16 protein-coding genes are annotated in these 20,452 nt (G+C 42.1%); 9 read left to right on the top strand and 7 right to left on the bottom strand.

What is annotated here, in order from left to right; translation table 11 throughout:
* The first annotated feature begins 11 nt into the window (after window positions 1–11).
* The 5 genes from psbB to RM049_RS10565 all read left to right on the top strand — a co-directional run bounded on the left by psbB (window position 12) and on the right by RM049_RS10565 (window position 5,666).
* Entirely contained in the window at window positions 12–1,541 is a 1,530-nt protein-coding gene (gene psbB / locus RM049_RS10585; RefSeq protein ID WP_322704121.1) for a photosystem II chlorophyll-binding protein CP47, read from the top strand.
* Window positions 1,542–1,676: 135 nt separating this feature from the next.
* A complete protein-coding gene (locus RM049_RS10580) occupies window positions 1,677–1,784 on the top strand; it encodes a photosystem II reaction center protein T (RefSeq protein ID WP_084227385.1) in 108 nt (35 codons plus the stop codon).
* 315 nt (window positions 1,785–2,099) lie between these two features.
* The gene (locus tag RM049_RS10575) at window positions 2,100–3,194 is read left to right on the top strand and encodes a 30S ribosomal protein S1 (protein ID WP_322704120.1); all 1,095 of its coding nucleotides are present in this window, start codon (window positions 2,100–2,102) and stop codon (window positions 3,192–3,194) included.
* 131 nt (window positions 3,195–3,325) lie between these two features.
* On the top strand, window positions 3,326–4,060 hold the full coding sequence (locus tag RM049_RS10570; protein ID WP_322672057.1) for an HAD family hydrolase: 735 nt from the start codon (window positions 3,326–3,328) through the stop codon (window positions 4,058–4,060).
* Between the two features lie 475 nt (window positions 4,061–4,535).
* Window positions 4,536–5,666 (top strand): sensor domain-containing diguanylate cyclase, encoded by a 1,131-nt coding sequence (locus tag RM049_RS10565; RefSeq protein WP_322704119.1) that lies wholly within the window; start codon window positions 4,536–4,538, stop codon window positions 5,664–5,666.
* Window positions 5,667–5,883: 217 nt separating this feature from the next.
* On the opposite strand, the gene RM049_RS10560 is transcribed toward RM049_RS10565, so the two are convergent.
* The 3 genes from RM049_RS10560 to RM049_RS10550 form a co-directional block, all read right to left on the bottom strand.
* Window positions 5,884–6,987: an AI-2E family transporter gene (locus tag RM049_RS10560; protein WP_322684948.1), complete on the bottom strand. Its 1,104-nt coding sequence runs from the start codon at window positions 6,985–6,987 to the stop codon at window positions 5,884–5,886.
* Window positions 6,988–7,149: 162 nt separating this feature from the next.
* Window positions 7,150–7,584: an NUDIX hydrolase gene (locus RM049_RS10555; protein WP_322672054.1), complete on the bottom strand. Its 435-nt coding sequence runs from the start codon at window positions 7,582–7,584 to the stop codon at window positions 7,150–7,152.
* 14 nt (window positions 7,585–7,598) lie between these two features.
* Complete coding sequence (locus RM049_RS10550; RefSeq protein ID WP_322704118.1) at window positions 7,599–8,135, bottom strand: hypothetical protein; 537 nt, start codon at window positions 8,133–8,135, stop codon at window positions 7,599–7,601.
* Window positions 8,136–8,264: 129 nt separating this feature from the next.
* Between RM049_RS10550 and folD the strand changes: the two genes are divergently transcribed.
* The 3 genes from folD (at window position 8,265) to RM049_RS10535 (ending at window position 11,001) form a co-directional block, all read left to right on the top strand.
* A complete protein-coding gene (gene folD, locus RM049_RS10545; RefSeq protein WP_322704117.1) occupies window positions 8,265–9,161 on the top strand; it encodes a bifunctional methylenetetrahydrofolate dehydrogenase/methenyltetrahydrofolate cyclohydrolase FolD in 897 nt (298 codons plus the stop codon).
* Between the two features lie 150 nt (window positions 9,162–9,311).
* On the top strand, window positions 9,312–10,244 hold the full coding sequence (gene crtE / locus RM049_RS10540) for a geranylgeranyl diphosphate synthase CrtE (RefSeq protein WP_322672051.1): 933 nt from the start codon (window positions 9,312–9,314) through the stop codon (window positions 10,242–10,244).
* A gap of 301 nt (window positions 10,245–10,545) precedes the next feature.
* On the top strand, window positions 10,546–11,001 hold the full coding sequence (locus tag RM049_RS10535; RefSeq protein WP_094350479.1) for a divergent PAP2 family protein: 456 nt from the start codon (window positions 10,546–10,548) through the stop codon (window positions 10,999–11,001).
* Between the two features lie 277 nt (window positions 11,002–11,278).
* Here the strand turns inward: RM049_RS10535 and RM049_RS10530 are convergent, their stop codons facing one another.
* The 4 genes from RM049_RS10530 to RM049_RS10515 all read right to left on the bottom strand — a co-directional run bounded on the left by RM049_RS10530 (window position 11,279) and on the right by RM049_RS10515 (window position 14,288).
* Window positions 11,279–11,944, bottom strand: coding sequence for a hypothetical protein (locus RM049_RS10530; protein WP_322690896.1), 666 nt, complete (start codon window positions 11,942–11,944; stop codon window positions 11,279–11,281).
* 277 nt (window positions 11,945–12,221) lie between these two features.
* Complete coding sequence (locus RM049_RS10525; protein WP_322672049.1) at window positions 12,222–12,551, bottom strand: MgPME-cyclase complex family protein; 330 nt, start codon at window positions 12,549–12,551, stop codon at window positions 12,222–12,224.
* Window positions 12,552–12,617: 66 nt separating this feature from the next.
* Window positions 12,618–13,337 (bottom strand): SnoaL-like polyketide cyclase, encoded by a 720-nt coding sequence (locus tag RM049_RS10520; RefSeq protein ID WP_322704116.1) that lies wholly within the window; start codon window positions 13,335–13,337, stop codon window positions 12,618–12,620.
* A gap of 225 nt (window positions 13,338–13,562) precedes the next feature.
* The gene (locus tag RM049_RS10515) at window positions 13,563–14,288 is read right to left on the bottom strand and encodes a pyridoxine 5'-phosphate synthase (RefSeq protein WP_322704115.1); all 726 of its coding nucleotides are present in this window, start codon (window positions 14,286–14,288) and stop codon (window positions 13,563–13,565) included.
* Between the two features lie 191 nt (window positions 14,289–14,479).
* On the opposite strand from RM049_RS10515, the gene RM049_RS10510 reads away from it, so the two are divergent.
* Entirely contained in the window at window positions 14,480–20,410 is a 5,931-nt protein-coding gene (locus RM049_RS10510) for an AAA family ATPase (RefSeq protein WP_322704114.1), read from the top strand.
* The last annotated feature ends 42 nt before the right edge of the window (window positions 20,411–20,452 follow it).

Here is a 20,452-nt window from a genome sequence, read left to right as displayed (position 1 = left end):
GAGCGTAGTCGATGGGACTACCCTGGTACCGAGTACATACAGTCGTTCTGAATGATCCAGGGCGACTGATTTCTGTACACCTAATGCACACAGCCTTAGTAGCAGGCTGGGCTGGTTCGATGGCACTCTACGAACTAGCTGTTTTTGATCCTAGCGATCCAGTTCTCAACCCAATGTGGCGTCAAGGGATGTTCGTCCTACCCTTTATGTCACGTTTGGGAGTCACTCAATCTTGGGGTGGTTGGAACGTTACTGGTGGACCATCAACCGATCCTGGCTTCTGGTCATTTGAAGGCGTTGCTGCCGCTCACATTGTTCTTTCCGGTCTGCTGTTCCTAGCTGCCGTATGGCACTGGGTTTACTGGGATTTGGAACTTTTTAGAGATCCCCGCACTGGTGAACCGGCTCTCGACTTGCCAAAGATGTTTGGCATTCACCTGTTCTTATCTGGTCTACTTTGTTTTGGATTTGGTGCTTTTCACGTCACCGGACTATTTGGGCCGGGGATATGGGTTTCTGATGCTTATGGTATAACTGGCGCCGCCCAGGCAGTAGCACCAGAGTGGGGGCCAGATGGTTTTAACCCCTATAACCCTGGTGGCATTGCGGCTCACCACATTGCTGCTGGTGTTGTTGGTATTATTGCAGGCTTATTCCACCTGACAGTTAGACCCCCCGAACGGCTCTACAAAGCCCTACGGATGGGGAACATCGAAACAGTACTTTCTAGCAGTATTGCAGCAGTTTTCTTTGCTGCTTTCGTTGTTGCTGGTACTATGTGGTACGGTAACGCCGCCACTCCCATCGAATTGTTTGGCCCCACCCGCTATCAATGGGATCAAGGCTACTTCCGTCAAGAAATTCAGCGCCGCGTCCAAACTAGCGTTGGTGAAGGTGCAACCCTCGATCAAGCTTGGTCGCAGATTCCTGAAAAATTGGCTTTCTACGATTACGTCGGTAATAGCCCCGCTAAAGGCGGTTTATTCCGTACAGGGCCAATGGTGAAGGGTGATGGCATTGCTCAGTCTTGGCAAGGTCATGCCGTATTCAAAGATTCTGAAGGACGGGAATTGACCGTGCGTCGTCTCCCCAACTTCTTTGAAACCTTCCCAGTGATTTTGACTGATGCAGATGGAATTGTCCGCGCTGACATTCCCTTCCGTCGGGCAGAATCTAAGTATAGCTTCGAGCAATCTGGTGTTACCGTTAGTTTCTACGGTGGCGATCTGAATGGTCAGACCTTTACAGAGCCAGCTGATGTGAAGAAGTACGCCCGTAAGGCTCAAGGCGGTGAAATCTTTGAATTTGACCGGGAAACCTTGAACTCTGATGGTGTATTCCGCACCAGTCCTAGAGGTTGGTTTACCTTTGGACACGCCGTATTTGCTCTCTTGTTCTTCTTTGGTCATCTCTGGCATGGCGCTCGGACAATCTACCGAGACGTATTTGCTGGTGTTGACGCGGATCTTGAAGAGCAAGTTGAGTGGGGTCTATTCCAGAAAGTGGGCGATAAGTCAACCCGCCGGAAAGAAGCCCTTTAATTTCAGTGTTGAGTAAAGAAGTGCTGAGTTCCGAGTTAAGGCTCTGACTCAGCACGGGCTAAACGCCCCGCTTCCGCTAACAGCACTCAGCACTCAGAACTTTAATTACTGGCTGGATAAAGAGGAAATCGTAATATGGAAAGCGTTGCGTACATCTTGATTTTTACTCTGTGTATAGGTACTCTCTTCTTTGCGATCGCATTTCGCGAACCCCCTCGCTTTGAGAAACCAAAAGATAAGTAGATCCTATTCACAGATTTTTAAGCGGATTTAATCTTAATATCCGTTGCTACTAAGTATGGTGGCAACGGATATTATTGTGTTTGTCCTTTATGTTGTTTCTCACTATTGACCAATGACTAATGACCAATGACCAATGACCAATGACCAAATGTTGTGATATAATTTCCAATCTTGGGAGTAGATATGTGTTAATGCTAGCTTTTGTGCGCTAGGATAAAAAAGGATGTTTTGTGTAAGCTGCCATAGTACTGCCTACATAAAGCATCGCGCTTGTCACACCACCTTTACGGAGACTAGAACCAGGAACAAATCAGCATGGTCAATCAGAATTTAACCGCTACAGAAATTGGATTCACTCACGAAGATTTCGCTGCTCTACTTGACAAATACGATTATCATTTTAGCCCTGGCGATGTTGTGCCAGGAACAGTTTTCAGTATAGAGCCGCGCGGCGCTCTGATTGACATTGGTGCTAAAACCGCAGCATATATACCTATACAAGAAATGTCTATTAACCGGGTGGATAGCCCGGAAGAAGTATTACAGTCAAACGAAACGCGCGAATTTTTCATCCTTACCGATGAAAACGAAGATGGTCAATTAACCCTTTCCATTCGCCGTATTGAATATATGCGGGCCTGGGAACGCGTGCGGCAGTTGCAAGCAGAAGATGCTACTGTCCGTTCTGGCGTATTTGCAACCAATCGCGGTGGAGCATTGGTACGAATTGAGGGATTACGTGGCTTTATCCCAGGTTCCCACATTAGTACTCGCAAACCTAAAGAAGAATTGGTAGGTGAGGATCTGCCATTGAAATTCCTAGAGGTAGACGAAGAACGAAATCGTCTTGTTCTATCTCATCGTCGGGCGCTGGTTGAGCGCAAGATGAACCGCCTAGAAGTCGGCGAAGTAGTAATTGGTACTGTTCGTGGTATCAAACCCTACGGTGCTTTCATCGACATTGGCGGCGTCAGTGGTCTACTGCATATTTCTGAGATTTCTCACGAACATATTGATACACCTCATAGCGTGTTCAATGTCAATGATGAAGTGAAAGTTATGATCATTGACTTGGATGCAGAAAGGGGTCGCATTTCCCTATCTACCAAGCAGCTAGAACCAGAACCCGGCGACATGATTAAAAACCGGGATTTGGTCTACGATAAGGCGGAAGAAATGGCTGCTAAGTATCGCGAACAGCTATTAGCCAAGCAGCAAGGTGCTACTGCTGCGGCTGCACCTGCGGAAGTTCTTGCAGACGAAGATATTCCACCAGCAACAGAGCTTGACGAAGATATTCCACCAGCAACAGAACTTGAGGAAGATATTCCAGCCGTTGCGGGAATTGAAACAGAGATTCCAGCAGCAACGGAAATTGAAGAGGAAATTCCAGCAGCTATTGAAGAGTAATAGATTTTTTATAGTTTTACTTGTTTTGAAGTAAGAGTATTAAATCATTTTTATAAAGAGGGAAAAACCCTCTTTTTTTATGTGGAGAATCGGTGAAAGTTAAGAATTGGAAGTAGTAGAAGTTAAATATTATGGCAACCATTAAATGTAAAAATATCACTTTTAGTAATATCCAGGCAATTTTGTTTGATAAAAACGGTACTCTAGAAGATTCAGAAACGTATTTGCGATCGCTAGCACAAAAGGCAGCAAGATTAATAGATGCTCAAATTCCTGGAACTGGGGAACCCCTATTAATGGCATTTGGCATCAATGGCAATTTTCTAGATCCCGCAGGTTTAATATCAGTAGCAAGCCGCCGTGAAACAGAAGTTGCGGCTGCGGCATATATTGCCGAAACAGGAAGAGGATGGTTTGAGTGCTTAAAAATAGCCCGTCAAGCTTTGGATGAAGCGGAAAAATACATTGGAGAAACTCCTTCACCACTGTTTGTAGGTAGCCTAGAAATTTTGAAATACCTGCGGGAGGGTGGTCTAAAACTTGGCATTCTCTCGGCTGCGACAACTGAAGAAGTACGCAATTTTGTAGCCAATCACCAATTAAGTAATTATATCCAGTTGCAAATGGGCGTAGATGAAGGGCCTAGTAAACCAGATCCAGTGCTATTTTTGCAAGCTTGCCAAGCTTTGGGAGTTGAACCGAATGCTACCTTGATGGTGGGTGATGCAGTTGGTGATATGCAAATGGCGCGTAATGCTAAAGCCGCAGGTTGTATTGGTATCACTTGGATAGGTAAGTCAGATAATGTCCGAGGTGCAGATGTGGTGATTAATCAACTTGATGAAATCAAGATTTTAGAGGATTAATTTAATGCGAGTTCGATGAACTCAAAAACGGCATTTGGGGCGTTTTCTGACACATTAGTTTTCAGATAACACAGAAATCATCTATGTCACAGAATATCTGTGTCAAGTCAAGTCAATATACCGTAGTGTCTGTCTGTACCTGAGAAGCTTTCTATTTTATTCGCAAAAATCATCTCAAAATAACATATCAATATAATTTTGCAATCTTTCTTTAGATAGATAGTTAAAGAGATCCGTAATATCTCTCATAGAATAAAATAATAAATTTTTTAAAATCAGGGTAAACGCATTTAAATTCTGTAATCCATAGCCAACAAGGATTTCAAATTTTATTTCCAAAAATAATGTTTTAAACCTTGGCTGAGTAAGGCATTATACAAATAAGATGCGTTTGTCCTGTTTTTGAGAATAAGGACATTGCAATTTCGATCGCAGTCTCAACTAATTTTCGATCGTTTTTTATTGGTGGAAGCGCATGAATTTTCAAAGCTCTGCTTCACCGGTCATCATTTCTGATTCTAATGATGTCAAAGCTGAAATGTCTTATGTTCAGGGGATAGAGCATTTAATTGAGGTTGTTCAAGCATTGTCACTAGCACGGACGCTAGAACAAATCATGGAGATTGTACGAAAGTCTGCGCGTGAGTTGACTGGGGCAGATGGGGCTAGTTTTGTACTACGAGATGGAGATCAATGTTATTACGCAGATGAAGATGCGATCGCTCCTTTATGGAAAGGACAACGTTTCCCGATGAGTATTTGCATTGGTGGGCATACAATGCGAAACTGTCAGCCCGTTGTGATTAGCGATATTTATGGAGATGAACGGATTCCATTTGCAGCTTACCAACCAACTTTTGTCAAAAGCTTGGCAATGGTGCCGATCCGAACGTGTAACCCCATTGGTGCAATTGGAACATATTGGGCAACGTTACATCAGCCAACAGAAGAAAAAGTAAAGCTATTACAGGCATTGGCAGACACAACAGCTGTCGCAATGGAAAACGTGCAGATTTATAATGAATTAGAACAAAGAGTCCACAATCGAACTGCTGCATTAGAAAAAGAAATAGAGGGGCATCAAAAAATTGAGGCAGAAGTTAGGCGCTTATCTCTAACAGATGAATTAACTGGAGTGTATAATCGACGAGGCTTTTTTCTATTTGCAGATCAGCAATTAAAACTAGCCCATCGGCTACAAAAGCCCTGTTGTCTCTTATTTATAGATATAGATGGATTGAAGCAAATCAATGATACCTTTGGACATGAAGTTGGAGATCGGGTAATAGTAGACGCCGCAGAATTACTAAGTCAAACCTATAGAGATTCTGATATCGTTGCCCGATGGGGGGGTGATGAGTTTGTTGTATTCATTCCGAAATGTTCAGATCGTACGAATGCAATTAGTGTTCGCCTACAAACTAACATTGATTTATTTAATCAAAATTCAAGTAGAAGTTATCATCTATCAATGAGTATTGGAGTTCAAGAGTGCGTTATCAATGAAGATGTTTCATTGGAAAAACTCATATTCCAGGCAGATGAGTTGATGTACCAGCAAAAACGTGCCAAGCGAAGTTCTAGCAATAACAACAGCAGCTTTTAATCCTTTAATAAAGCATATCTAATGTTAATACTCAGCTTTTTTATCTCTTTTTTCATTCCTGACAGTTCTTCCGCTATCTTGACCTAATTCTCAATTTACACTTTTTAGCTTTGTATTCGTTTAAATTACGTTAATTTCTGGCGATGATGTTGGCATCCTAAATTAGGATTTTGCAGTTGATTGCTGGACAATATCATCAATTTTTTAGTTAAGAGTTTTAAGTATAAGTTCCTGCTCTCTCACTTTTTACCGTCACAGGTTCTGACTCTATATCCTCTATCTTATTAAACTCTCCAGCTTGCCAGCTATCTGTTGTATCTTTGATAAAGCTGGCAATAGGGATCGCAATTAACAAACCCAGTACTCCTCCTAACTTTGCGCCCAGCAATAAAGAAATCACCACCCACACAGGATTTAAGCCAGTCAAATTGCTGAGAATTCGAGGTGCAATAATATTAGAATTAATTTGATCGATCGCAACAGCTACACCTAAGACTTCCACCCCTAACCAAAAATTTTGCAGCGCTACCAACAAACTTACTATGGCGATACCTACCCCCGTACCAAAGGGGAAAAGTGAAAATAAGCCAATACCAATACCAAAAAGTAAAGCTAGGGGAACTTGCAGCGCCAAAAACACTAGAGTAATTGTCACCCCTAACACAGCTCCCAATGTTGCTTGACCGATGAAGTAATTGTGGAAATCCTCTCGCAGTAATTCCCGTACTCTTGGCCCAATATTAGGGGGAAACCACTGAAAAATTCCGTCCCAAAGACGTTCACCATTCAATATTAGGTAGATAGTCAGCACTACCGCCAGCAGCACATTGAGGACAATACCAATGGTATCGACAGCAAAACCAAGAATTCTACCAGTGAAGGACTGAAGTTGGTTAGATAATCGTTCCAGAACTTGGGTGAATAAACCACTTAAATTAATCGGAAGTTGCTGTTGACTTAACGCCCAATCTTGAAAAGCTTGCAGCTGCTGAGTACCAGAATCAATCCAACTGGGCAAAATATTAGCCAGTTCAACGAGCTGTTGAATAATCAGGGGAACTAAGGTGATGCCTAAAGCTACTAAAACCACCAGAGTCAAAAGTAACACTCCCCCGATCGCTAAGTTGGGTTTCACTCCTTGTTCCTGGAGAAACTGGATTGGATAGTTCAAGACAAAAGCTAGTAGGATGGCGGCGGCAATAATGCTAACTAAGGGTTGAAAATACTGTATAAGTTGGAGCAATAGCCAGCCGTTGAGAATGGCAATGGGAAATGCCATTCCTATAGTTAACCATCGCGGCAGTTTGTTTGCTGATTGCATTAGCGATCACCTCATAAGAGTTTTAACTTTATTTTGGCTTCTAGGGATGTGGGGAGATGAGGAGCAGGGGAGCAGGGGGGCAGGGGAGCAGGGGGGCAGAGGAAGAATTTCTAACTCTTGACTTAATGTCCAATGACAAATGACAAATGACTAATCCCCAAATTATGTTGGATTTTTCTCAATAAAATCCAACATAATTTTTTGATGCATTGCCCCTAAAGGTCGCACTTCGCCAGCATTTTGTGAATAATAGTTACCTTGGCGAATATCTTCTGGCGTAAATAACGCCATATCCCAGCCCTCATTCAGAACCAGTTGATTTAATTCCACCAAGAGTGGTGCATGAAAGACATGACGGACAACTCTTTCGTTGGGATAACAGCCAAATTCAACAAAGGGTGGTAGATTATAGCCTATTTCTTCTAAAATTTCTCGTTTTACCGCTACATCTGGCGTTTCACCAGGTTCGATGTGACCGCCAAACAGCGCCCAGTAACCAGGGTAGAGAATACCGGGGATGTTGTCACGCAACTGCATGAGAAACTTGTTTTTATGGTAGAGAATTGCGATCGCTACGTGCACCTGTTGATTGTTCATATTTTAATTTTTAATTATTCTTCTTCTAAATAAACTTCCCCCAATTCTTTGCCAGCTAAGGGAATACTTCGGTAGCGAACTTTACCCTTAATTACAACTTCCGAACCTTCACCCAGATTTTTTTGATTGGTGACAACCCAAATTTTGCCCGTTGAGTCCTTAATTTTATAAGCCCACTGTTCGATCAGGGGAGCTTGCTTTTCTACCTGACCTTGGATGTAAACTATAGCCTGATTGTCTTGTTTTGGTTTAATCTCTCCAATTGGAGTGACATTTGTACCAATTTTTAAGCCAGCACCACGCAAACCAGGCGATGTCAAGTTACCACAACTACAAAGTCCTGTTATCAGGAAAAAAGTTAACCCCAAACGGTAAGGAACAATACTGTGCCCGTACAAGAACGAAAGAGATAAATTTTTTATTTTTTGCATAAAAGCCACCGATTTATTTTGGGTATCGGGCATTGGGCATTGGGCATTCTTCTCCTGCTCTTCCCCACTTCCTAATTCTTTATTCTTCAGATGATGCCGTTGATCTGAGAAAATAAACATTATGAATTTACTGTGAGAGAAACGCTACGACATCAAACAGCAACACAATAATAGTCGAAAGTCAAGAGTTAAGAATCAATATTTTCATTTTGGACTTTGGACAAAAAGCGAACATAGCTGGGAATTTTCATGGAAACCAAAACTGCCAAAATCCTTGATGGGAAAGCATTAGCTGCAAAAATTCAGCAAGAACTTTCTGTTGCCATTACACAATTACAACCAAAAATTGGACGACCACCTGGTTTAGCAGTGTTGATGGTTGGTGATAATCCAGCGTCAGCCGCTTATGTACGCAATAAAGAAAAAGCCTGCGCTAAAGTTGGGATCGCTTCTTTTGGTAAGCATTTTCCTGCCGAAACTACTCTCCAAGAGTTAGAAGAGGTAATTGCTGCACTCAACCACGATAAAAGAGTGGATGGCATTCTTGTGCAATTGCCCTTACCTAACCACCTGGATGCTGTAACTCTGCTACATCAAATCGATCCCGATAAAGATGCTGATGGACTGCATCCAGTTAACTTGGGGCGACTAGTACGGGGAGAAACTGGGTTACGTAGCTGCACCCCGGCTGGTGTGATGCGGCTTTTACAAGAATATGAGATTCCTTTGCAGGGAAAACAGGCAGTAGTGGTAGGGCGCAGTATTTTGGTGGGTAAACCGATGGCGCTGATGCTATTAGAAGCTGATGCCACAGTCACGATCGCTCACTCGCGATCGCATGACCTCAAAACCATCACCCAAAATGCTGATATTCTAATTGCAGCAGTAGGTCGTCCCGGATTGATCTCTGCTGATATGGTGAAACCGGGCGCTGTTGTGGTAGATGTGGGGATGAATCGCGTCACCGATGCTAATGGCAAAAGTCGTCTCATTGGCGATGTCCATTTTGAATCCACCGCTGATGTCGCAGGATTTATCACCCCAGTTCCTGGTGGTGTTGGCCCGATGACTGTTGCCATATTGTTGGAAAATACATTTGCTAGCTATTCTAGAGCGGCAAAAGAAGAAAGAGTAGTGAAGAGTTAAAAGTTATTCTTAATAACTCTTAACTTCTAAATCCCGCACAGACAAGGGTTAATCGCGTCTTTGCTCCTAACTCTTCATTTTTTTCAGTCCCCCTGCACCTTAAAATTGTGACGTATAAGGCAAAAATCGCAAAATGTCAGGAATTAAAGAATGGTAGCAACTGATAACGTCCAAAAGACACCACCAGAAGAAGCCACATTTAACTTAGCAGCTTATTTAAAAGAACGACAAAAGCTTTGTGATAATGCTTTGGATCGGTCTATCTCGGTCATTTATCCAGAGAAGATTTATGAGGCGATGCGCTACTCGTTATTAGCTGGAGGTAAGCGTGTACGTCCCATTCTTTGTCTTGCCACCTGTGAAATGATGGGTGGAACCATTGACATGGCCATGCCAACAGCTTGTGCTGTGGAGATGCTCCACACAATGTCGTTGATACATGACGACCTACCAGCGATGGATAATGACGATTACCGTCGTGGAAAGCTGACGAATCATAAAGTCTATGGGGAAGATGTAGCGATTTTGGCTGGGGATGGCTTGTTGGCTCTTGCTTTTGAGTCTGTTGCCATTCAAACCCCCCAAAGTGTTAAGAGAGAGGTGGTCTTACAGGTTATTGCCCGTCTTGGCCGAGCCTTGGGGGCAAGTGGTTTGGTCGGCGGTCAAGTTGTCGATTTAGAGTCGGAAGGTAAATCTGATATTTCCTTAGAAACCCTAAATTTTATTCATAAACACAAAACAGCCGCCCTTTTGGAAGCTTGCGTAGTTTGTGGCGGGCTGATTGCTAATGCATCACCTGAAGATGTGCAGCGGCTCACCCGTTATGCTCAAAATATTGGGCTAGCATTCCAAATCATCGATGATATTTTGGATATCACTTCTACCCAAGAACAATTAGGTAAAACAGCTGGCAAAGACCAAAAAGCTCAGAAAGTTACCTATCCCAGCCTGTGGGGACTTGAGGAATCGCGATCAATTGCCCAAGAGCTAGTTAAAGAAGCTTGTGTGGAATTAGAACCATTTGGAGACAGAGCTAAACCACTCCAAGCGATCGCTCATTTTATTATCAGCCGTAATAACTAGTAACGCTTTAGGTAATTCGTAATTCGTAATTCGTAATTCGTAATTCGTAATTCCTATACCGCAAGCGTTTCATTGATTGGGAATGGGTGATTTATTTACACCATACTGTACTACTACTGCCCAACGAAATTAAAAATTCACTGATTCAAAATTACAAAAGCTTACTTGATAAGCTTTTAGGTTATTTTGAATCGCTGGTCTTTTTCTAACGTGATAGATTAATTTAGGAATTTTGGGTTGAATCTAAATGTTTCCTCAACCAACAACTGCTGCTAATATTTACTAACCTAACCAAAATAACATGCAGGACATAGGCAACATTTTAGACAACCGGGTACTGCTGGTTGCTCTGGTAGCTTGTTTAATTGCTCAAGCATTAAAGCTCGTAGTTGAGATCGTCAAACATCGCAAACTGAATGTGCGTGTTTTGGTGACAACCGGAGGTATGCCCAGTGCCCATTCGGCTCTGGTTACGGCTTTAGCCGCTGGTGTAGGGCAAACACTGGGTTGGGCATCTCCTGATTTTGCCGTTGCGATCGTTTTTGCCATCATTGTCATGTATGATGCAGCCGGAGTTCGCCAAGCAGCTGGCAAGCAAGCTCGTATTCTCAATCAAATGATTGATGAATTATTCCATGAAAAACCAGACTTTAGCCAAGACCGTCTGAAAGAATTACTCGGACATACACCAGTTCAGGTAATCGCCGGATCGGCTTTGGGTATAACCATCTATTGGTTAGCTAGGTCTGCTTATTAAACTAGAGTAATAAATCTTTGTTTGAGGGGCTATTGATAATTAATAACTGGTAATTTGTCAATCAATTTTGGATTTTGGATTTTAAATTTACCCCGTGAATAAATTTAGGGAATTAAGAATGAAAGGATTTGTTCCAAAGAACTTATTTCACGCAAAGCGAGTATAAATATATTCGCTGAAAACCCTTTGAAATTTGGAATTTAAAATCACAAATTAATTCAATTGACAAATTACCACTCTGGTAGACCGCATCAAGATACCACTGAACTTAAGATCGCTAAAACCGCACAGTCGAGCGCAGCAGAATCACTTTACGACTATCTACTAGGCTGGCAACGAAACCGCCATTGTTTAGCTTTTGCAATGTATTATACGCTTCAGTTTGGTTAGTGGTATAAACTGCTAGCAAGTAAGGGCGTTGTCCATAAGAAACAAAACCGACGTTACCTCCGACCACTTGCTGCACACTATTTACTAATTCTGGACGGTTGTAATAATCTACCAGTACTGCATAACCTTCTCCTAATGCTTGAGGATTATAGCTGACTGTCTGCTGAGGTGGTTTGGGCTGTGACTGTGGCTGTGACTGTGGCTGCACATCTGCCGTTGTCGTTGGTCGAGTGGTAATTATGGCAGATAAGCCAACAATATTGCTGACATATCTTGCCCAACGATTGGCATCATCAATTTTGTTAAAGCCTCCGACTCGCGTCACGGTTTCGTTGAGATATTTGCAGGTGATAGTTTTAAGTTCAGGTGGTAAAGCGCTACGTAACTGCTTTTGATTATTTGCTGTGGGACTGACTACTAATAAAAGATACTCACCCGCATTTGGTGGTTGACAAGAGGGAATGGTTTTTTGAGCAAGTACAGAACTCATGCCACCAATCAACCCTACAATCGCTAATCCTAAAACACTTGGGAAATTCTGAAATCTATGCACAAAAGTTAGATTATGTAAATTAAGGTGTCCTAGAAGATTTTATAAGAAAAAAGCTGAAAACCTAGCTACTTCAGTATGGTGATGAAATATGTGTCAAAAAATATATTTTGTTACTCAAAAATAAAATCAGGGAGTGGGGGAAGAGGCAGAGGGGCAGAGGGGCAGAGGGGCAGGGGAGCAGAGCAGACAAGGGGACAAGGGAGAATTATTGAACAATCTCCCTTGTTTCCCCATCTTCCTTATCTTTTCTCCATGCCCAATGTCCAATGCGCTATGCCTAAGATACGGTAGTAAGCGATGCCAAAGCATCTGGTATTGCCTCAGAAGGAGCCTGGAATTCGCCAGTAATAACGTACTCTAAACGCAGTTTTAACCAAGTAATAAATTGAGGATTTGTAGAAATAATTGCTACTGCTGGTTGGGGACATTTTGCTTTTAGCTCTTTAAACTGCGGTGTTTCCAAGAAAGCTGGTTGCTCAACTAACCAAAAATCTATTTCTTTTTCTTGTTCGTGGTAGTTACGGGTGCGTTCTTTGAGAACTTCGTGTATCGGTTCTTCTTCGAGAAGAAAGCGGTGACTTGCCAAAACGTAATGGTATGTTTGCATTTTCATCCTTTGCTTGCTATGTGAATAATTTCAGGGCACAGTGACTCTGTACCCTGACAAAACTAACTAACTTTTCTGGGATTTCTTGAACCAAGAACTGAACGGACAAGCACTTTTCTGGTTTTCAGATTTTGTCTGTTTGCCACCAGATGTTAGCTTTTCCAAGAACAGATTATTGTCGAAGTAATGTTCTAAGGAAATAACCTTCAAGTCATCGGTAACTTTTGCAATGCTCATACCGATAATTTCTATTGTTTCTCCAGTAGGTGCATGGTCTTTATATTCTCCGTTAAAATGTCCCCAATGCCGCCATTTAAATGTTACATTCGGTGGCCCTGAGAAAACTTCCAGCACTTCCCAAGGAAATCCTTGAGGAAATGTTGTGTGGAAGACTTTTGCGGATGATTCAAAGCTTTCTTCTGAAGCTTTGTAATGCTCTGAATCAGGCATAAATAGATTGTAAGTACCTTGGGCTGATAAATCTGCTGCGGTATACTCTACTCCGCCATTGGTACTGACGCGAAAGTTGTCATTCACAATAGATAACCACTCTTGCGGGTTAGCTTTGAAGGATACCTCCATCTCGAAGGTTCTCACCAAGTTTTGCACGATCGCTTCCAGTGTTCCTTCAAGATGATTATAGATACTTTCTTTAGCAAGATTCTCTTTTGAACGGGAATAATCAGGCGGTGTCTGATAGCGCCACTCGACATCAGTACTTTCTGCTATCACCCTATCCCGATCCTGTACCCAAAGTGGCAGGTTGTTAGATTGTGTTGCGCTCATAGAAGTTTTTGCTGAAGATTTGATCCCAATTTCTAGATTTCGCAGTGACAACCCCTCTTTTTATATAGGGAGCAGGGAGCAGGGGGCAGGGGGCAGGGGAGCAGGGGAGCAGGGAGATGAGGGAGTGAGGGAGTTAGGGGACAAGGAGATAAACAAAACTCCTAACTCCTAACTCAGCACTCAGCACTCCTAAAGCCCAATGCCCAATGCCCAATGCCCCATGCCCTATTCCCCATTCCCTCTTATAGCTTGCTTCATCTCGCGGACTGCCCTTTCTATACCTACTAATGCTGCCCGACTGATGATGGTATGACCAATGTTCAGTTCTTCCATGCCTGGAAGCGCAGCCACCGGATAGACGTTCCAGTAGGTGAGTCCGTGACCAGCGTTAACTCGCAATCCGGCTCGAATCGCTTGTTCACACCCTTTTGCTAATATGGCTAATTCTCGCTGGCGATTTGTTTCATCTTTAGCCTCAGCATATTGTCCGGTGTGCAATTCAATAAACTGCGCCTGTGTCTTGACAGATGCTTCAATTTGTGCTGGTTCGGCATCGATAAATAAACTAACTGGAATGCTAGCGCTTTGCAATTTATCGACTATCTCACCTATTCTAGCAATTTGCCCAATAATATCTAGTCCGCCTTCTGTTGTGACTTCTTCGCGCTTTTCGGGGACTAAAGTCACGTAATCTGGTTTGATATCAAGAGCGATCGCCAGCATTTCATCTGTAGCGGCCATTTCTAAATTAAGATGCGATCGCACTGTTTGCCGCAATATCCGCACATCCCGATCTTGGATATGTCGCCGATCTTCACGCAGATGCACCGTAATTCCATCTGCACCCGCTAATTCTGCCAGTACCGCCGCCGCTACCGGGTCTGGTTCCACCGTCCGCCGCGCTTGCCGGATAGTGGCGATGTGGTCAATGTTAACGCCAAGTGTAGGCACCCCAAGTTTCTCCCAAATCCACAGTCCTTAGAACTTGATTTTACTGGAAATAGCGGTAGTTTTGCTGAAGGAGCTACAGATAGATTACACGCGTACAATGCGATTGTTTAAAAGAAAACTGAGTTAGCAAAAGCTTATTCTTGGGCAAACTACTTTAAATAAGTAGCTGATTTCACAAGAGTTGATGAAGTATGAATACAGCAGTTGAGCCGATGGACAAGCTTTTGAACTATCAAATTAGCGAACAACTTTATGCAGGCTCTAGAACCGTAGTTTACCGTGCTATTCGAGAGGCGGATCGACTTCCGGTTGCGATCAAACTGCTCCAGCAAGAGTATCCTACTTTCAATGAACTACTGCTGTTCCGTAATCAGTACACTATTGCTAAAAATCTTGACCTATCCGGTATTGTTCGTCCCTACAGTCTGGAACCTTACCGCAACAGCTATGCTTTGGTGATGGAGGATTTTGGCGGCATTTCCCTCAAAGATTGGCTCAACCAAAAAATAGGAAGCAACCAATATACTTTGACCGATTTCTTGGATATTGCGATCGCTCTAAGTAATATTCTTGACGGACTATACCGCCATCAGGTTATCCACAAAGATATTAAGCCTGCCAACATCCTCATCAACCCGGAAACTAAGCAAGTCAAGTTAATTGACTTTAGTATTGCCTCTCTTTTACCTAGAGAAACCCGCGAAATTCACAGTCCCAATGTCTTAGAAGGTACTCTCGCTTACCTTTCCCCAGAACAAACCGGGCGGATGAATCGTGGAATTGACTATCGCAGTGATTACTATTCCCTCGGCGTTACCTTCTATGAATTGCTGGCTGGACATTTACCCTTTCAGTCTAACGATCCGATGGAGTTGGTTCACTGTCATATTGCAAAGCTTCCAGAGCAATTAGGGTGCAGAGGGCAGGGGGCAGGGGGCAGGGGGCAGGGGGCAGGGAGCAGGGGGGAAGAAGAAATTCCCGAAGTTCTTTGTGGGATTGTGATGAAATTGATGGCGAAAAATGCTGAAGACCGCTATCAGAGTGCATTAGGGCTGAAATTTGATTTAGAAAAATGTTTGTCTCAATTGCAAGAAATTGGCAGGGTTAAATCCTTTCAATTGGGTGAGCGGGATATTTGCGATCGCTTTATCATCCCAGAAAAGCTTTACGGTCGCCAATCCGAAGTTCAAAATTTACTGGATGCCTTTGAGAGAGTCAGCCAGGGAAGCACTGAAATTATGTTGGTAGCGGGCTTTTCTGGCATTGGCAAAACTGCTGTGGTGAACGAAGTCCACAAGCCAATTGTGCGACAACGGGGTTATTTCATTAAAGGTAAATTTGACCAGTTCCAGCGCAACATCCCTTTCTCTGCCTTTGTGCAAGCCTTTCGAGACTTAATCGGGCAACTGCTAAGTGAAACTGACGCCCAATTCCAGCAATGGAAGCGCAAAATTCTTTCTGCTTTGGGTGAACACGGACAAGTGATGATTGAGGTGATTCCAGAACTGGAAAGTATGATTGGTAAACAGCCTCCTGCGCCAGAACTCTCTGGTGGTGCAGCCCAAAATCGCTTCAATTCGCTGTTTTTGAAATTCACTCAAGTCTTCACTGCATCAGAGCATCCATTGGCAATCTTTATTGACGATCTGCAATGGGCAGATGCTGCTTCTTTAAACTTAATGCACTTGTTAATGAGCGAAGCTGACATTGGCTATTTATTGTTAATTGGTGCTTATCGAGATAACGAAGTCAACCCAGTACATCCCCTGATGCTGACTTTAGAAGAGATTCAAAAGTTAGATGCTACAGTCAATACGATTACTTTATTACCTCTCGATCGAGTTTCTATCAATCATTTGGTTGCAGATACATTGAGTTGCTCTTTAGCTTTAGCCACACCTCTAACAGAATTAGTATTGAGCAAAACTAAAGGAAATTCTTTCTTCAGCACCCAGTTTCTCAAAGCGCTACATCAAGATAAACTAATTACATTTAATTTTAATGGTGGTTATTGGGAATGTGATATTGCTCAGGTGCGATCGCTCGCTCTTACTGATGATGTAGTAGAGTTTATGGCAATTCAGCTTCAGAAATTGTCAGCAAAAACTCAAGAAGTTTTGAAGTTAGCGGCTTGTGTAGGAAATCAATTTGATTTAGCGACGTTAGCGATCGTCCATGAAAAATCCCAAGTCGAAACAGCCGCAGACTTTTGGAAAGCTTTGCAAGATGGGTTGATTATTCCTACGAATGAAGTTTACAAGTTCTATCATGACGAGTCTGAATTGAGAATTCAAAACTCCGAATTTCAGCAACACAATTTTCCTGATTCTTGCTCTTACAGATTTCTTCATGACCGCGTTCAGCAAGCAGCCTATTCTCTTATCCCTGAATCTCAACGAAAAGCTACTCATTTCAAGATTGGGCAATTACTGTTAAACAATACATCCCCTGAAGCGCTTGAAGCTAGCATTTTTGACATTGTTAATCAGCTAAATGAGGGAATTGACATAATTGATGGACAATCTCAAAGATATGAACTAGCTCAACTGAATCTAATCGCTGGTAAGAAAGCAAAAGCTTCTACTGCTTATAAAGCAGCCCTGAAATATTTTACATTGGGTAGAAGCTTGCTGATAGCAGAAAGTTGGTTATTTAATTATAAAATTACATTTGAATTATATCGAGAATCCGCAGAATGTGAATATTTAAATGGTAATTTTAACCAGGCCGAAACATTATTTCAGATAGCGTTAGCTCAAAGCCAAGATAGGTTTGAGCAAGTAGAGATTTATAGGATTCAGATGTATCTGAGAATGACTCAAGGTGAAAATATAGCAGCTAGTATTGAAGCTGGAGTAAAAGGTTTGAGCATTATGGGGATGCATCTGCTAGTCACTCCTGAAGAACAGCAAGCTGTTATCGAAACTGAACTTCAAGAATTAAAAGCTAAACTGCAAACGGTTCATATATCAGATTTATTCGATCTGCCTGAGATGACAGATCCAGAAAAGAAGGTTTGTATGGGTATTTTAGCTGACCTTTGGGCAGCAGCTTATATGGGAGGAGATCAATATTTTACTTGCTTGGTTCCTCTATTAGCGATCAATTTATCGTTTAAATATGGCAATGCAGAAAGTTCTGGTTTTGCTTACTGTATATATGGGATGAGTCTGGCAAATCAAGGAAATTATCAAACTGCTTATGAGTTCGGTACATTAGCACTAAAACTCGATCGTCACTTTAATAGTACTCAATTTATTTTTAAGACCAATAATATCTTTGCACACACGATTAATCCCTATAATCAGCATTTGAAAACGAATTTGCCACTTTCTCAGGAATCATTCCAAGTCTGTCAAGAAACTGGAAATTTTGTGTTTGGTGTTTGGGCGGTTTCGTTTTTGATTTGGGCAATGTTAATTAAAGGCGATCGCCTCTCAGATGTTTACGCGGAAACTGAAAAATATCTGAGTTATGTCCAACAGGTTAATGATGCCAATATGCTGTATGCATTTACTTTACAGCAGCAGTTTTTATTAAATCTGCAAGATATATCTAAAAATACCGATTTATTAGGCGATCGCAACGACGAAGATATTCCCTATATAGAAGTATGGAGACAGAAAAATAACTTCGATCATGGAATTAATTGGTACTGCTTTCTTAAAATCCAATTGTCGTACCTTTATGGTCGTTACGCCGATGCTGTGGAAGCAGCAGAAGAAGCTGAGAAAACGCTTGGTTGTAACTCTGGTTTTTTCCCAATTATTCAGTATCATTTCTATTATCCACTCAGCTTGATAGCTCTCTATCCCAATGTGACATTAGAGAAGAAAAAGCAGTATTGGGACATTATTCGCGAGCATCAACAGATTCAGAAAAATTGGGCGAATAGTTGCCCAGACAACTTTCTACATCGATATCTCTTGTTATCTGCGGAAATAGCAAGAATTTCTGGTAAATATATGGATGCAATCGAGTCATACGATCGCGCCATTGCTAAAGCCAAAGAAAACGAATATGTCAACGAAGAAGCTCTCGCCAACGAGCTTGCAGCCAAGTTTTATTTAGAATGGGGCAAAGAACGCATTGCTCAAGAGTATTTAATTAATGCTTACTATTGCTACACCCGTTGGGATGCTAAAGCTAAAGTCGATGACCTAGAACAGCGTTATCCACAACTGTTAGCCCCAATTTTACAACAGAGGCGATCGCCACTCACACCCAATGACACAATCGCAAATATTGACAGCATTACTACCTTCCACCCAAGCATTCATAAATCAGTAACATCTAGCAGCAATACATCAGTAATGCTAGATTTGGCAACAGTTTTAAAAGCCTCTCAGACTCTCTCCAGCGAAATTGAATTAGATAAATTACTTACGAAGCTGCTACAAGTAGTGATTGAAAATGCTGGTGCAGATAAGTGTGCGTTACTACTGCTTAAAGAAGATAGATTGCTAGTTGAGGCGATGGCTCAAGTTGGGCAACAATCAACAGTGTTACAGTCCATTTTTGTGGAAGATAGTGCAGACGTTCCTCATAGTCTAATTTACGCCGTTAAACGTAACTTGCAATCTACCGTTATCTTTGATACAACATTGCATCCGGCGCTAATAACCGATCCCTATATTATTCGTCAGCAACCCAAAAGCTTGCTGTGTACGCCGATTCTCTATCAAGGAAAATTGTTAGGGATTTTATATTTAGAAAACAATCTGATGACTGGGGCGTTTAGTAGCGATCGCGTCGAAATTCTTAATCTATTATGCACTCAAGCTGCAATTTCCCTAGAAAACGCTAGGCTTTATCAGCAAGCACAAGATGCTCTAGAAAACTTGGGACAGACGGAACAATTTTTGCGGTTAATTATTGACAATATCCCACAATCTGTTTTCTGGAAAGACTGCAATAGTGTTTATTTAGGCTGTAATCATAAATTTACGCAAACTTGGGGTCTAGGAATGCCAGAAGATGTTATTGGGAAAACAGACTACAATCTTCCCTGGACTAATGAGCAATCAGATTTTTTTGTAGCGCGCGATCGCCGCATCATTGAGTCTGGAGAAGCGGAACTCAACATTATCGAAACCGTGCAACAAGTAGATGGAACACAAAAGTGGTCTAATACAAATAAAATTCCTCTAAAAGATAGAGAAGGAAACGTTTTTGGCATCCTAAGCACATCTGAAGATATCACTGAACGCCAACAAGCACAACAATTGTTACAGCAGCAAAAACAACAGTTGGAACAAGCGTTGCAAGAACTCAAAACGATGCAATTGCAAGTGGTGCAAAATGAAAAAATGTCTGCTCTTGGCAATCTGGTAGCAGGTGTTGCCCATGAAATCAACAATCCTGTAGGCTTCATTGCTGGTAATATTGAACCTGCCAAAGATTATGTTAAAGATTTGTTTGGACTAATTAATCTTTATCAACAAAAGTTTCCCAATCCCAGTTTAGATATTCAAGATGAAATTGATGCCATAGACTTGAATTATTTACGCGAAGATTTGCCTAAATTATTAGACTCGATGAAATTGGGTGTTAACCGGATTCGTAGTATCAGTACCAGTTTGCGAACCTTCTCCAGAGCAGATAAGGATTATAAAGTTCCTTTTGATATTCACGAAGGGATTGATAGCACTATTCTGATTCTCAGACACCGTTTAAAAGCTAATGAAAACCGTCCAGCAATTGAGGTAGTGAAGAATTATGGCAAGCTACCCCTAGTGGAATGCTTTGCGGGACAACTTAATCAAGTGTTTATGAACTTGTTAGCAAATGCCATTGATGCGCTTGAACAATACAATACAGAACGCAGTTTGGAAGCGATTCTTGCCAACCCCAATTGCATCACTATTCAAACTCGTGTAGTAGATTCAGGTCAAAATGTTTTGATTAAGATTGCTGATAACGGGGTGGGGATGCCACCGGAGGTTAAACAAAAAGTGTTTGACCATTTGTTCACTACCAAGGCTGTAGGAAAAGGCACTGGATTAGGATTAGCGATCGCTCGTCAAATTGTGGTAGAAGCACATGGCGGTTCGATCTCTTGTACTTCCGAACTTGGAAAAGGTACAGAGTTTGTCATTCAAATCTCTACTCAACAACAATAATGAGTGTTGAGTACTGTTAGCGATAGCGGAGTGTTTAGCCCG

It is taken from the genome of Nostoc sp. DedQUE04 (assembly GCF_034530995.1).
In the GTDB taxonomy this organism is placed as follows: domain Bacteria; phylum Cyanobacteriota; class Cyanobacteriia; order Cyanobacteriales; family Nostocaceae; genus Nostoc.
The sequence above is the reverse complement of the archived record's forward strand: the minus strand, read 5'-3'. Positions and strand labels throughout refer to the sequence as shown.

Coding starts and splice junctions, on each gene's coding strand:
- psbB (WP_322704121.1), top strand. CDS start 12: ATGGGACTACCCTGGTACCGAGTACATACAGTCGTTCTGAATGATCCA.
- RM049_RS10580 (WP_084227385.1), top strand. CDS start 1,677: ATGGAAAGCGTTGCGTACATCTTGATTTTTACTCTGTGTATAGGTACT.
- RM049_RS10575 (WP_322704120.1), top strand. CDS start 2,100: ATGGTCAATCAGAATTTAACCGCTACAGAAATTGGATTCACTCACGAA.
- RM049_RS10570 (WP_322672057.1), top strand. CDS start 3,326: ATGGCAACCATTAAATGTAAAAATATCACTTTTAGTAATATCCAGGCA.
- RM049_RS10565 (WP_322704119.1), top strand. CDS start 4,536: ATGAATTTTCAAAGCTCTGCTTCACCGGTCATCATTTCTGATTCTAAT.
- RM049_RS10560 (WP_322684948.1), bottom strand. CDS start 6,987: ATGCAATCAGCAAACAAACTGCCGCGATGGTTAACTATAGGAATGGCA.
- RM049_RS10555 (WP_322672054.1), bottom strand. CDS start 7,584: ATGAACAATCAACAGGTGCACGTAGCGATCGCAATTCTCTACCATAAA.
- RM049_RS10550 (WP_322704118.1), bottom strand. CDS start 8,135: ATGTTTATTTTCTCAGATCAACGGCATCATCTGAAGAATAAAGAATTA.
- folD (WP_322704117.1), top strand. CDS start 8,265: ATGGAAACCAAAACTGCCAAAATCCTTGATGGGAAAGCATTAGCTGCA.
- crtE (WP_322672051.1), top strand. CDS start 9,312: ATGGTAGCAACTGATAACGTCCAAAAGACACCACCAGAAGAAGCCACA.
- RM049_RS10535 (WP_094350479.1), top strand. CDS start 10,546: ATGCAGGACATAGGCAACATTTTAGACAACCGGGTACTGCTGGTTGCT.
- RM049_RS10525 (WP_322672049.1), bottom strand. CDS start 12,551: ATGCAAACATACCATTACGTTTTGGCAAGTCACCGCTTTCTTCTCGAA.
- RM049_RS10520 (WP_322704116.1), bottom strand. CDS start 13,337: ATGAGCGCAACACAATCTAACAACCTGCCACTTTGGGTACAGGATCGG.
- RM049_RS10510 (WP_322704114.1), top strand. CDS start 14,480: ATGAATACAGCAGTTGAGCCGATGGACAAGCTTTTGAACTATCAAATT.